We start from the raw sequence: 13,840 nt of genomic DNA, 5'->3' as shown, positions 1-13,840 counted from the left end.
ACTCCTGTTTACCGTGCTTCCTGCGCAGCCGCTATAGGTTGTTCAAAATGGTAGCGCCCTGTTTTCAGGCTGCTCGGCCCCAGACGTGCGAATTTGAACATCAGATACATTTCTGCAACCAGGAAGAGCGTATACAGACCACAGATCAGCGCCATTGAGAACAGGATATCCCCTGCTGTCAGTGATGACGTCGCGACGGCCGTTGGCAGAATTTCAGCGATGGCCCAAGGCTGGCGGCCATATTCAGCCACAAACCAGCCGGCTTCGATAGCAATCCACGGCAGTGGGATACCATATAGTGCGATGCGGTGCAGCCAGCGTTTCTGACCAATTTTGTTACGCAGAACAGTCCAGAAAGACAGGCCGATGATCAACAGCATCAGAATACCGCAACCCACCATGATACGGAAAGCGAAATACAGCGGCGCAACGCGTGGGATAGAATCTTTAACCGCTTGTTTAATTTGAGTTTCTGTCGCATCAGAGACTTTCGGCGTATAGCGTTTCAGCAACATGCCATAGCCCAAGTCTTGCTTAGACTGCTCGAACGCTTCTTTTACCGCAGGGTCGGTATTGCCCGCGCGTAACTCTTCCAGCAACTGGTAAGCCTTCATACCATTGCGAATACGCACTTCATGCATCACCATCAGCTCTTTCAGACCTGTGACTTCTTTGTCAGTAGAACGAGTGGCAATGAGCCCCAGAGCATAAGGAACCTTGATGGCATAGTTATTTTCCATCGTATCCTGGTTCGGGATACCGATCAGCGTAAAGGATGCTGGAGCGGGTTGTGTTTCCCATTCAGCTTCAATCGCTGCCAGTTTGGTTTTCTGTACATCACCCATTTCATAGCCGGATTCATCACCCAGTACGATAACGGACAGAACAGAAGCCAGACCGAAGCTTGCTGCGATAGCGAATGAACGCTTGGCAAAGGCAATGTCGCGGCCTTTCAGCAGATAGTAGGAACTGATACCCAGAATGAACATCGCGCCCGTACAGTAACCTGCTGCCACCGTGTGAACGAATTTCACCTGAGCGACCGGGTTCAATACCAGCTCAGCGAAGCTCATCATTTCCATACGCATGGTTTCGAAGTTGAAATCCGATGCGATGGGGTTCTGCATCCAGCCATTGGCAATCAGAATCCACAGTGCGGAGAAGTTAGAGCCCAGCGCGACCAGCCAGGTCACGGCCATATGCTGCACTTTTCCTAAACGGTCCCAGCCGAAGAAGAACAAGCCAACAAAGGTCGATTCCAGGAAGAATGCCATCAGGCCTTCAATCGCTAGTGGCGCGCCGAAAATATCCCCGACGTAGTGAGAGAAGTATGACCAGTTGGTCCCGAATTGAAACTCCATGGTCAATCCGGTAGCGACCCCCAGAGCGAAGTTAATTGCAAATAACTTGCCCCAGAACTTGGTCATATCTTTATAGATTTGTTTACCGGACAGCACATATACCGTTTCCATAATCGCCAGCAAAAACGCCATCCCCAGCGTTAATGGTACGAATAGAAAATGGTACATTGCGGTTAAGGCAAACTGTAAACGTGACAGTTCGACTACATCAAACATTTTGACTCCTTGCTCCTCGCAGGAAGGGATTAGCTTGCAAACGCTGACAAGCTGCCAAACATCCGGCCATTACACCCCAAAAGAACACAACAAGAATTGCTTTAACACAGACTGTAATGAATGCTAGAAATACCGTTCACAGGGCAGTCGCACCGCGATACCCCGACAGCAAGCTCAAGATAAATCACAAGTATTACAAATCGCGTACCCCATAGGGAGGTAGCCGTATATTACGCCTGTAATCTCCTATAATAAATAGGTTTTTACGTGACCCAGACTAGGTTTTGGCTTCAAATCAACCTTTCCATCAGGTGGCGTGAAGGTCGATAATTAACCTCGAGCAATTTAAGCCTATTTCAGAAATTATATCCAGAGGCGTTTTTTGATCTAAAACAATTTAACGCTTTTCTCGTGATTATCGCGTTGCATTAATTTCCTTATTACACTCACTGTTAATGTGATGTGACTCTTAGGTTTAATTAAAATTAATTCAGTAACATAATTTTTACTTTCCATTATCGATTATTCACATGCCTTTTTTATCTTCTATTTCATGTCAAATTTCTATTTTTTCTTGCTGACAACCGCGCTGTATTTTCGCCGTGAATTCCCCTGCCTTTCCCCCATGTACCGCCAGTTTGTAACGCGCCATGCCACAGCGGAGACCAAAAGGCCTCCGCTGTGGTTACAGGTTAAGTGACACGTAGCAAGATGCTGCGATTTACTTCTTCGCTTTCATCCGTTCAATGGCGTTATCGTAAACCGTGTTACTTTTCTCGCTTCTTGCAAGCTCGTAATGCTGGAGTGCATCGCTGAACTGACCCGCATTCTCGTAGATTTTTGCAATATTGTAGTACGAGCTGGCACGCGTGGTTGCCGCGTTGCTGCCATTTGCCAGCGCAATCGCTTTACGGTTAGCCCAAATGGCTTCGGCGATGTTGCCCCGCTTTTGATAGGTCAGGCCAAGGTTGCTATATGCCTGACCAAACGCGCTATCCTGATCGATCGCGGCCAGAAACAGTGTCGTGGCCTGCTCTAACTCACCGCGTCCATAGGCAGCTTCACCGTCACGATTGAGGCTTTTTGCCAGCGCAGCATTTCCAGTAACGGAAGCTGCCGTCTGCGCAGAGTTAAGCACCATTGGCAGCGCATCGCTGTCCTTCACTTTGGTGAAATCGGCCTCGCCAACCGCATTGATATCTTCAAAATCACCGTTAGGGTTAAGACGGAAAACCGTCCAGATATTCCCTGTCTTATTCAGTGGGACAGAATATGACCGTACCTGCGAGCTGCCAACATAGACAAATACTTTTGCACGACTTGCAGAAAGCGCTAATGAATTCGCCTTCTCACTATTTGAATAATCATGAACGGCATAAATATAACTTTCGCCTAAACGCTTTTTATCAATCGTGATCGTTTCTGGACCAAAACTATCTGTATCATCGACATCAAGATTAGCATCGCGTCCATTTTTGTGGCTGAAATAAATATGATTACCTGGATAAATAAGGTGGGAATCTAAATCGTCAGGTTTTTCACCCCAGGTTAATACAATTCGCATCCCGTCCAGACTTTTCATTACTGGACTAATCGCATAGGTCATACCATCACATGGGCATTTCACTACCAGATCGGAATACCCTGCTTTTTTAATGATCAGCAGACTGTCTTGATCGACGTCGAATGGTGCGTTGAGCGCCGCACGGCCTGCGACATCAGAGCGTGCAGTCACTGACTGCGCACCGTTCTTCTGTAAAATAACCGTTGCATCATCAATTTTTTTATCTTTGACAGTCGCACTTAGCACTTCAATATTAATAGACTGTGCGCTGACTGCACAGGTAAATGTAGATAGTGCCAGAACTAGCGCTTTTATATTTCCTTTCACACAACATCCCCTTAAGGCAAATTAATTAGTCATTCCCTGCTTACACATCACAAATGAGGTAATCATCACTTCTGTTTATCGCTAACGGCCGTTTGCAGGCGCGCGAATTATCCAATAAAACCCCGTAGAAGTCATGCGTAACTCAATTATGCCAGATAGCCAAATTGGAATAAAAAAAGCCACCCGAAGGTGGCTGGTATATTTAATCGACTCATCGATTAACGTGATAATATCGCTTTTACTGCATCGCCGATATCCGCCAGGCTGCGAACGGTTTTAACACCCGCCGCTTCTAACGCTGCGAATTTATCGTCAGCGGTACCTTTACCACCCGCGATGATGGCGCCAGCGTGGCCCATGCGCTTACCTTTCGGTGCCGTCACACCTGCGATGTAACCGACAACTGGTTTCGTCACGTGCTCTTTAATGTACGCCGCCGCTTCTTCTTCTGCCGTACCACCGATTTCACCGATCATCACGATGGCTTCTGTCTGTGGATCCTGCTCAAACAGCTTCAGAATATCGATGAAGTTAGAACCTGGGATCGGGTCGCCGCCGATACCTACACAGCTGGACTGACCCAGACCAGCATCGGTCGTTTGCTTCACGGCTTCATACGTCAGGGTACCAGAACGAGAAACGATACCGACTTTACCCGGCAGGTGAATATGGCCCGGCATAATACCGATTTTACATTCTCCCGGCGTGATCACACCTGGGCAGTTCGGGCCGATCATCCGCGCGCCGCTCTGATCGAGTTTCACTTTCACCGTCAGCATATCCAGCGTAGGGATACCTTCGGTGATACAGATAATCAGCTCGATGCCTGCGTCAATCGCTTCCAGAATGGAGTCTTTACAGAACGGAGCGGGAACGTAGATAACCGATGCCGTTGCGCCCGTCGCTTCTACCGCTTCACGCACCGTATTAAATACGGGCAGACCCAGATGTTCCGTGCCACCTTTACCCGGCGTCACACCACCAACCATTTGCGTACCGTAAGCAAGTGCTTGCTCAGAGTGGAATGTCCCCTGACTACCGGTAAAACCCTGACAGATAACTTTGGTATTTTTATTAATCAGAATGGACATTATTTATCCCCCACTGCTGCAACAACCTGCTGAGCCGCACCCGTCAGGCTGGTCGCGGCAATAATATTCAGGCCGCTATCCGCCAGTTTCTTGGCACCCAGTTCCGCATTGTTTCCTTCAAGACGTACAACAACCGGTACGTTAACGCCCACTTCGGCTACGGCACCGATGATGCCATCAGCGATCAAATCGCAACGTACGATGCCACCAAAGATGTTAACAAAGACGGCTTTTACCTTGTCGTCAGACAGGATGATTTTGAATGCTTCAGTAACACGTTCTTTCGTCGCGCCACCGCCTACATCGAGGAAGTTAGCAGGAGAACCGCCGTGCAGCTTCACGATGTCCATCGTGCCCATCGCCAGACCCGCACCGTTCACCATACAGCCAATGTTGCCGTCCAGCGCAACATAGTTCAGTTCCCACTGCGCCGCATGGGCTTCACGGGAATCTTCCTGACTTGGGTCACGCATTTCACGCAGCTCAGGCTGACGGAACAGGGCATTGCCATCCGCACCCAGCTTGCCATCCAGACAGATCAGATCGCCCTGCTTGGTGATAACCAGCGGGTTGATTTCTACCAGCGCCAGATCGCGCTCAAGGAACAGCGTCGCCAGACCCATGAAGATTTTGGTGAACTGAGCCACTTGCTTACCGCTCAGACCCAGTTTGAAGGCTAGTTCACGGCCCTGATAAGGCTGTGGGCCGACCAGTGGATCGATCGCCGCTTTATGAATTAGCTCCGGCGTTTCTTCCGCCACTTTTTCAATTTCTACGCCACCTTCGGTAGACGCCATGAACACCACGCGACGCGTGCCACGGTCAACAACCGCGCCCAGATACAGCTCTTTGTCGATATCCGTTGCTGCTTCAACCAGGATCTGATGAACCGGCTGACCTTGTGCGTCAGTTTGATAAGTAACGAGTTTTTTACCCAGCCAGTTTTCAGCAAAGGCGCGAATATCTTCTTTATTGCTGACGACTTTAACGCCGCCCGCTTTACCGCGACCGCCTGCGTGAACCTGACATTTTACGACCCACGGACCCGCACCAATTTTAGACGCAGCTTCTTCCGCTTCACGCGGTGTGGTACAGGCATAGCCGGTTGGTGCCGGTAAACCATATCGAGCAAAGAGTTGTTTTGCCTGATACTCGTGTAAATTCATGATGTTCTATCCATTTAGGTTTGGAGATAAGTCGGCAGACGGTTTTTCATCACCGAATCTTTCGGTAGCGAAAAGCGCCATTAACTCTCTGATATATTTGGATAACGCCGTTGAGAAAAAACGGCCTGCATAGCACATATGCCTAATATATACCCTAAATAATTCGAGTTGCAGGAAGGCGGCGACGCAGTGAGTCCCCAGAAGCTTACACAAGTAAGTGACTGGGGTGAGCGAGGAAAGCCAACGTACATGCAGCTTGAAGTATAACGGGTATATTTCGGGCGGAAACCGTCAGGGTCATCCGCCCGAGAGCCTATCTGTCGGACTAAACGTCTAACAGTAGACGCGCTGGATCTTCCAGCATCTCTTTCACTGTCACCAGAAAGCCAACGGACTCACGGCCGTCAACCAAACGGTGATCGTAAGACAGCGCCAGATACATCATCGGCAGAATAACGACCTGACCATCAACCGCCATCGGGCGATCTTTAATGGCGTGCATACCCAGAATCGCACTCTGCGGTGGGTTGATGATCGGGGTAGACATCAGAGAACCAAAGACGCCGCCGTTGGTAATCGTGAAGTTGCCACCCAGCAATTCTTCAACCGTCAGTTTGCCGTCACGGCCTTTCACAGCCAGCTCTTTAATACGCTTCTCGATGTCGGCCATGCCCAGCGCATCCACATCACGCAGCACTGGCGTAACCAGACCACGCGGTGTAGACACCGCGATGCTGACATCGAAATAGTTGTGGTAAACCACATCTTCGCCATCAATAGACGCATTCACTTCTGGATAACGCTTCAGCGCTTCGACCACGGCTTTGATGTAGAAGGACATGAAGCCCAGACGCACACCGTGACGCTTCTCAAATGCGTCGCCGTACTGCTTGCGCAGATCCATGATTGGCTGCATGTTGATTTCGTTGAACGTCGTCAGCATTGCCGTACTGTTTTTCGCTTCCAGCAGACGTTCTGCAACACGCTTACGCAGACGCGTCATCGGTACGCGTTTTTCGCTGCGCGCGCCCAGAGCGGGTGCCGGAGAAGCCGCCGGAGCCTCGGACTTAGTCGCTTTACCAGACTCTGTCTTCTGGGCAGCCAAATGCTTATCCACGTCTTCACGGGTAATTCGGCCGCCTACACCGCTGCCTTTGATAGCAGAAGCATCGAGATCGTGCTCTGCAATCAGACGGCGGATCGCCGGGCTGAGCGCGTCGCTGTTCTCTTCTTCCAGCCCAGCCGTATGACGCTGTGCCGGTGTTGATTCTTTGCTTTGTGATTTCTCGCTGGTTTCTTTACCAGAGCTGTCGCCACGACGAATGCGGCCCAACAGTTGGCGAGACGTTACTGTCGCGCCTTCCTCTTCCAGCACGGCATCCAGAATGCCAGCTTCAGAGGCAGGAACTTCCAGTACAACTTTGTCAGTTTCAATTTCAACCAGTACTTCATCGCGCTGGACGCTATCGCCTGGCTTTTTATGCCAGGTAGCAACGGTGGCGTCAGCGACGGATTCAGGCAGGTCGGGAACATGAATATCTACGCTACTCATTATCTATCCTTTTATTTAATCAACGTTCAGCGCGTCATCGACCAGATCTTGCTGTTGTTTCTGGTGTACGGACATATAGCCAACGGCGGGTGATGCAGACGCCGGGCGTCCTGCGTAACGTAAAGAAGCCCCAAACGGAATCACTTCACGGAAATGGTGCTGACTGCAATACCAGGCTCCCTGATTCAGCGGCTCTTCCTGACACCATACGAAATCGTGAACATGGGCAAACGATTCCAGCGCAGCTTGAACGGCCTGATGCGGGAATGGATAAAGCTGTTCGATACGGACAATCGCGACATTCTTTTGCTCGTTCTTGCGGCGCTGTTCTACCAAATCATAGTAGACCTTACCGGAACAAAGCACGACACGCTTCACGGCTGCCGGATCTAATTCTTCTACTTCACCAATCGCCGGCTGGAAGGAACCATTTGCCAGTTCATCCAGTGAAGAAATCGCCAGCGGATGGCGCAGCAGAGATTTCGGTGACATGACCACCAGCGGACGGCGCATACCGCGCAGCGCCTGACGGCGAAGCATGTGATAAACCTGTGCTGGCGTTGACGGAATACAGACCTGCATATTTTGCTCAGCGCACAACTGCAGATAGCGTTCCAGTCTGGCAGACGAGTGCTCTGGGCCTTGACCTTCGTAACCGTGTGGCAGCAGCATGACCAGACCACACATCCGGCCCCACTTCTGCTCACCAGAGCTGATGAACTGATCGATAACGACCTGCGCACCGTTGGCGAAGTCACCAAACTGCGCTTCCCAGATGGTCAGGGTGCGCGGTTCTGCGGTTGCATAGCCATACTCAAACGCCAGAATCGCTTCTTCAGACAATACGGAGTCCCAGACGTTAAACGCGCCCTGTCCGTTATGCACGTGGTTCAGCGGCGTGTAGCTGGAGCCGTTTTTCTGGTTGTGTACAACAGCATGGCGATGGAAGAACGTACCGCGACCGCTGTCCTCACCAGACAGACGGATCGGAAGCCCTTCATCGACCAGCGTGGCGTAAGCCAGCGTTTCTGCTCCGCCCCAGTCAAACGGTTTGTTGCCCGCAGCCATTTCGGCACGGTCAGCATAGACCTTGGCAACGCGAGGATGGATTTCAATCCCTTCTGGCACTTCGCTGATACGCTTCGCCAGTTCCTGCAAGCGTTTCATTTCTGTTGCGTGCGGGTAAGGCTCATCCCATTCGTGGTTCAGATACGGCGTCCAGGTAAAGGACTGCATGTCCATCTGACGCCATTCTTCCACCACGCATTCACCGGCATCCAGCGCATCGCGGTACAGGTTGACCATTTCGGTGGCATCTTCCAGCGTAATGGATTTTTCCTGCTCCAGACGATCGGCGTATACCTTACGCGGCGTCGGGTGCTTCTTGATCTTCTGGTACATCATCGGCTGCGTTGCACTTGGCTCGTCAGCTTCGTTATGACCATGACGGCGATAACAAATCAGATCGATGAACACATCGCGTTTGAAAGTATTACGGAAATCCAGCGCCAGACGCGTAACAAACGCCACCGCTTCCGGGTCATCTGCGTTAACGTGGAAAATCGGTGCCTGCACCATCTTGCCGATATCGGTACAGTATTCGGTTGAGCGAATATCCAGCGGGTTAGAGGTGGTAAAGCCGATACGGTTGTTGATCACAATACGCAGTGTGCCGCCAACTTCGTAGCCACGCACCGTCGACATGTTCAGCAGTTCCTGCACCACGCCCTGACCGCTGATTGCCGCATCACCGTGAATGGTGATAGGTAAAACACGCGGACCACTCTGGCTATTCAGACGATCGAGACGCGCACGTACCGAGCCCGTTACTACCGGGCTGACGATCTCCAGATGCGATGGGTTGAACGCCAGTGCCAAATGCACCAGACCGCCAGCAGTCTCGAATTCAGACGAGAAGCCCTGGTGATATTTCACGTCACCGGTACCGAGGTGTTCTTTATGCTTGCCCGCGAACTCGTCGAACAGATCCTGAGATTTTTTGCCCAATACGTTGATCAGCACGTTGAGGCGGCCACGGTGTGCCATCCCCAATACGACTTCGCGAGTATCGTTTGCACCCGCATGGCGAATCAGCTCTTTCAGCATCGGAACCAGTGCATCACCGCCTTCCAGCGAGAAACGCTTGGCACCAGGATATTTGGCACCCAGATAACGCTCCAGCCCTTCGGCTGCGGTTAACTCTTTCAGGAAACGGCGTTTCTCTTCCAGAGAGAATGACGGCTGCCCCATTACCGATTCGATACGCTGTTGAATCCAACGTTTCTCTTCCGTACTGGTCATGTGCATATATTCTGCACCGATAGAACCGCAGTAGGTGCGCTTCAGCGCTTCATACAGATCTTCCAGCTTCATGGTGTCTTTGCCGATGGCAAAAGACCCCACGTTGAAAGATTCCTGCAAGTCATCCTGCGTCAGATTGTGGTAATCCAGATCCAATTCTGCAACGGGTTCCTGCGGACGCAGGAAGATCGGGTCCAGGTTAGCTTGCTGATGTCCACGGAAGCGGAACGCATTGATCAGCTGCAACACCTTGACCTGCTTAGCATCAATATCGGGATCGGTGACTGACGAGGTAAAGCGCGATGAGTCTTTCGCCAGACGGCGGAAATATTCACGCGTTTTGGAATGGAGTTGATCCGGTTTGACCCCACTCGTAGGCAATTGCTGGAAGATCGAGCGCCAGCTATGTTCGATCGAGTCAGGATCGGTTAAAAAATCTTCATAGAGTTGCTCTATGTAGGACTGATTCGCACCCGCCAAATAGGAGGAATCCAGCCAGGCCTTCATCGCGCCGTTCTGCATCATGATCCCTTAAGCTAATAAGCTTCAGTTTTCGCCGTGGTTAACATGTAATTAGTGTCCGTATATCGTTCGCCGTACAAACGGTTCACTTGTCGTACTTCGGTACGCGCTTAGGGTATCCATCCCCCCTAAGGAACCTTTAAAAACCGGTTCGGGCGCGTAAGCCGGTTTTTAAAGGTTTCCTGCGCTCCCTCTGAAGAATAGCAACTTCAGAGGGAGATACATGTTTTACTACTTAATCTTTATGCAATAACACGTTACGTACTAACTAGCCGTTACGCGCTACGGTGCAACAGCATCGATTTAATATGACCAATAGCCTTGGTCGGGTTCAGCCCTTTCGGACACACGTTGACGCAGTTCATGATGCCGTGGCAGCGGAAGACGCTGAACGCATCGTCCAGATCGTCCAGTCGTGGCTGGGTTTCCGTATCGCGGCTGTCAATCAGGAAGCGATACGCTGCCAGCAGCCCCGCGGGTCCGACAAACTTGTCCGGGTTCCACCAGAACGACGGGCAAGACGTTGAACAGCAGGCACACATGATGCATTCATACAACCCATCCAGCTTGGCACGTTGTTCAGGCGATTGCAGATGCTCACGCGCCGGCGGATTTTTCCCATTATTCAACAGGTAAGGCTTTATTTTCTCATATTGAGCATAGAACTGTCCCATGTCCACTACCAAATCACGAACAACCGGTAATCCAGGTAAAGGACGGATAACAATTTTGCTGTTTCCGCGACGTAACGCAGAAACTGGCGTAATACAAGCCAGCCCATTTTTGCCGTTCATGTTGACGCCATCGGAACCGCAGACGCCTTCACGGCAGGAACGACGGAATGACAGCGTTGGATCTTGCTCTTTCAGCAGCATCAGCGCATCGAGCAGCATCATGTCGCGGCCTTCTTCCGCCTCCAGCTGGTAATCCTGCATCCGCGGAGCATCGTCAACATCCGGGTTGTAACGATAAATAGAAAATTCGAGTTTCATCGTTTGATCTCCGCAATTAATAAGTACGTACTTTCGGCGGGAACGCCGGACGCAGTTTAGGCTGCATGTTCACCTCACGGCGCGTCATGCTGTCGGTTTGCGGCAGATACAACGAATGGCACAGCCAATTTTCATCGTCACGCTCTGGGTAGTCGAAGCGACTGTGCGCGCCACGGCTTTCGGTACGGAAGTTAGCCGATACCGCCGTCGCATACGCGGTTTCCATCAGGTTATCCAATTCCAGACACTCGATACGCTGGGTGTTGAACTCGCTTGACGTGTCATCCAGACGCGCATTTTTCAGGCGTTCACGAATCACTTTCAGCTCTTCCAACCCTTTCGCCATCGCATCGCCTTCGCGGAAGACCGAGAAGTTATTCTGCATGCAGGATTGCAGCGCCTTGCGGATTTCAACCGGATCTTCCCCTGAACGGGTATTGTTCCAGCGGTTCAGACGATCGAGAGAGGCTTCAATATCGGATTCGCTGGCATCACGGCTTTCGCCCTGCTCATTCAACGATTCTTGCAGGTGAATACCCGCTGATCGACCGAATACCACCAGATCGAGCAGCGAGTTACCGCCCAGACGGTTAGCACCATGAACCGAGACACAGGCAATTTCACCCACGGCAAACAGCCCTGGAATCACTACGTCTTCGCCTTTCTCATTCACCGTCAATGCCTGACCGCTCACTTTGGTCGGAATACCGCCCATCATGTAGTGGCAGGTTGGGATAACCGGAATTGGTTCTTTCACCGGGTCAACGTGAGCAAAGGTGCGAGACAGCTCCAGAATGCCCGGCAGACGGGATTCCAGAACATCTTTACCCAGATGGTCCAGTTTCAGCTTGGCGTGTGGTCCCCACGGGCCTTCACAGCCGCGGCCTTCACGAATTTCGATCATGATGGAACGGGCAACAACGTCACGGCCGGCCAGATCTTTCGCGTTTGGCGCATAGCGTTCCATGAAACGTTCACCGTGCTTGTTCAGCAGGTAACCGCCTTCACCACGGCAGCCTTCTGTCACCAGCACACCCGCACCGGCAATACCAGTTGGGTGGAATTGCCACATTTCCATGTCCTGCAACGGAACGCCCGCACGCAGTGCCATGCCCACGCCGTCACCGGTATTAATGTGTGCGTTGGTCGTGGACTGATAAATACGGCCTGCGCCGCCGGTCGCCAGCACGGTCGCTTTCGCTTTGAAATAGACAACTTCACCGGTTTCGATACAGATCGCCGTACAGCCGACCACCGCGCCATCCTGATTCTTCACCAGATCGAGGGCGTACCATTCGGAGAAAATAGTGGTGTGATTTTTCAGGTTCTGCTGATACAGCGTATGCAGCAGGGCATGACCGGTACGGTCAGCCGCAGCCGCAGTACGCGCGGCCTGCTCGCCGCCAAAATTCTTGGATTGACCACCGAACGGACGCTGATAAATGCTGCCATCATCCAGACGGGAGAACGGTAATCCCATGTGTTCCAGTTCCAGAATCGCTTCTGGGCCGGTTTTACACATATATTCAATCGCGTCCTGATCGCCAATGTAATCCGACCCTTTTACGGTGTCGTACATGTGCCATTCCCAGTTGTCCTCATGGGTGTTACCCAGCGCAACGGTAATACCGCCCTGCGCGGACACAGTATGGGAACGGGTTGGGAACACTTTCGATAACAGGGCACAGGACAAACCCATTTGGGAAATTTGCAGCGCGGCGCGCATACCTGCGCCACCCGCACCCACAACAACTGCATCAAATTCTCTGACTGGCAAATTCATCACGCACCCCACACCACAATAGTTCCATAAATGACGTACACCAACAGCGCTACGACAATCGCCAACTGTAAAGTCAGGCGTAAGGCCAGCGGTTTAATGTAGTCGGTCAGCACTTGCCACATCCCTATCCAGGCATGAACCAGAATGGAAAATAACGTTAGCAGTGTGAATACTTTGGTGAGGGCCATCGCGAAGAAACCACGCCAGATTTCATACGTGATGTCGCCAGCCGTAGCAATAAAACCAATAATATAAATTACATACAGAACAATGACGATGGCAGAAGCGCGAATCAGTAACCAATCGTGTACGCCATTGCGTCCTAACGCAGAAGCATTGCTTACCATACGAGGACTCCAGCCAGAATTGAAAGCACGACAGTAATAATAAAGGAGATATTTGCAGAACGCTTACCTGCGGCAAGGTCTTCTTCTATATAGCCAAAATCCATCAACAGGTGACGTATACCACCGACAATGTGATAAGCCAACGCGACGAGGATGCCCCAAACGATAAACTTGACGATGAAGCTATCCATAATTTCCGCAGCGCGCAGGAACCCTTCCTCTGAAGAAAGAGAAGTGCCTAACAGCCACAGTAAAATACCGACAGCGACAAAGGTGATAACGCCGGAGACGCGGTGAAGAATAGATGCTATCGCAGTAACGGGAAACTGGATCGTCTGCAATTCCAGATTGACAGGTCTTTGTTTTTTCACGGATTTGCCCACACAGCTTTTATTATTGTTTCTTCCTCCGGGCCTGATGTGAGGTCAGACAGCATGAAAGTTACAGCCCTGAAAAGTGGGTTACGATACGCGCTCAAACATCGACATTCCGGTGTCTAAACAGCGCATGATCCTTTCATACTGGGTGCTCCTACTGCAGGGTGATTCCGGAGACCTGTCGGCAGTATAGGTACTTCACATTCCCATTACAATTCCCATACAAACTGTTTGGAGACAT

At 51.2% G+C, this 13,840-nt stretch carries 10 protein-coding genes; all 10 read right to left on the bottom strand.

The annotated features are described in order from the left end of the window. Nucleotides 1–8: 8 nt before the first annotated feature. The gene (gene cydA, locus HP572_RS03960) at nucleotides 9–1,577 is read right to left on the bottom strand and encodes a cytochrome ubiquinol oxidase subunit I (RefSeq protein ID WP_127030937.1); all 1,569 of its coding nucleotides are present in this window, start codon (nucleotides 1,575–1,577) and stop codon (nucleotides 9–11) included. Nucleotides 1,578–2,298: 721 nt separating this feature from the next. Continuing rightward, complete coding sequence (locus HP572_RS03955; RefSeq protein ID WP_127030936.1) at nucleotides 2,299–3,468, bottom strand: YfaP family protein; 1,170 nt, start codon at nucleotides 3,466–3,468, stop codon at nucleotides 2,299–2,301. Between the two features lie 218 nt (nucleotides 3,469–3,686). Beyond that, nucleotides 3,687–4,559, bottom strand: coding sequence for a succinate--CoA ligase subunit alpha (gene sucD / locus HP572_RS03950; RefSeq protein ID WP_010299194.1), 873 nt, complete (start codon nucleotides 4,557–4,559; stop codon nucleotides 3,687–3,689). Further along, complete coding sequence (sucC, locus tag HP572_RS03945) at nucleotides 4,559–5,725, bottom strand: ADP-forming succinate--CoA ligase subunit beta (RefSeq protein ID WP_010299192.1); 1,167 nt, start codon at nucleotides 5,723–5,725, stop codon at nucleotides 4,559–4,561. Before sucC ends, sucD begins: the two co-directional genes overlap by 1 nt. A 325-nt stretch (nucleotides 5,726–6,050) precedes the next feature. Further along, on the bottom strand, nucleotides 6,051–7,277 hold the full coding sequence (gene odhB, locus HP572_RS03940) for a 2-oxoglutarate dehydrogenase complex dihydrolipoyllysine-residue succinyltransferase (protein ID WP_240584826.1): 1,227 nt from the start codon (nucleotides 7,275–7,277) through the stop codon (nucleotides 6,051–6,053). Nucleotides 7,278–7,292: 15 nt separating this feature from the next. Continuing rightward, nucleotides 7,293–10,100, bottom strand: coding sequence for a 2-oxoglutarate dehydrogenase E1 component (sucA, locus tag HP572_RS03935; protein ID WP_240585686.1), 2,808 nt, complete (start codon nucleotides 10,098–10,100; stop codon nucleotides 7,293–7,295). A gap of 275 nt (nucleotides 10,101–10,375) precedes the next feature. Continuing rightward, nucleotides 10,376–11,092, bottom strand: a complete 717-nt coding sequence (locus HP572_RS03930) for a succinate dehydrogenase iron-sulfur subunit (protein ID WP_010285000.1) — start codon at nucleotides 11,090–11,092, stop codon at nucleotides 10,376–10,378. A 16-nt stretch (nucleotides 11,093–11,108) separates the two neighbouring features. After that, on the bottom strand, nucleotides 11,109–12,875 hold the full coding sequence (gene sdhA, locus HP572_RS03925) for a succinate dehydrogenase flavoprotein subunit (protein WP_039535911.1): 1,767 nt from the start codon (nucleotides 12,873–12,875) through the stop codon (nucleotides 11,109–11,111). Next, entirely contained in the window at nucleotides 12,875–13,222 is a 348-nt protein-coding gene (sdhD, locus tag HP572_RS03920) for a succinate dehydrogenase membrane anchor subunit (RefSeq protein WP_010284997.1), read from the bottom strand. The genes sdhA and sdhD overlap by 1 nt, the downstream gene beginning before the upstream one ends. After that, nucleotides 13,216–13,605: a succinate dehydrogenase cytochrome b556 subunit gene (sdhC, locus tag HP572_RS03915; RefSeq protein WP_039275597.1), complete on the bottom strand. Its 390-nt coding sequence runs from the start codon at nucleotides 13,603–13,605 to the stop codon at nucleotides 13,216–13,218. Before sdhC ends, sdhD begins: the two co-directional genes overlap by 7 nt. Between the last annotated feature and the right edge of the window lie 235 nt (nucleotides 13,606–13,840).

It is taken from the genome of Pectobacterium sp. PL64 (assembly GCF_022477975.1).
GTDB lineage: Bacteria > Pseudomonadota > Gammaproteobacteria > Enterobacterales > Enterobacteriaceae > Pectobacterium > Pectobacterium jejuense.
The sequence above is the reverse complement of the archived record's forward strand: the minus strand, read 5'-3'. Positions and strand labels throughout refer to the sequence as shown.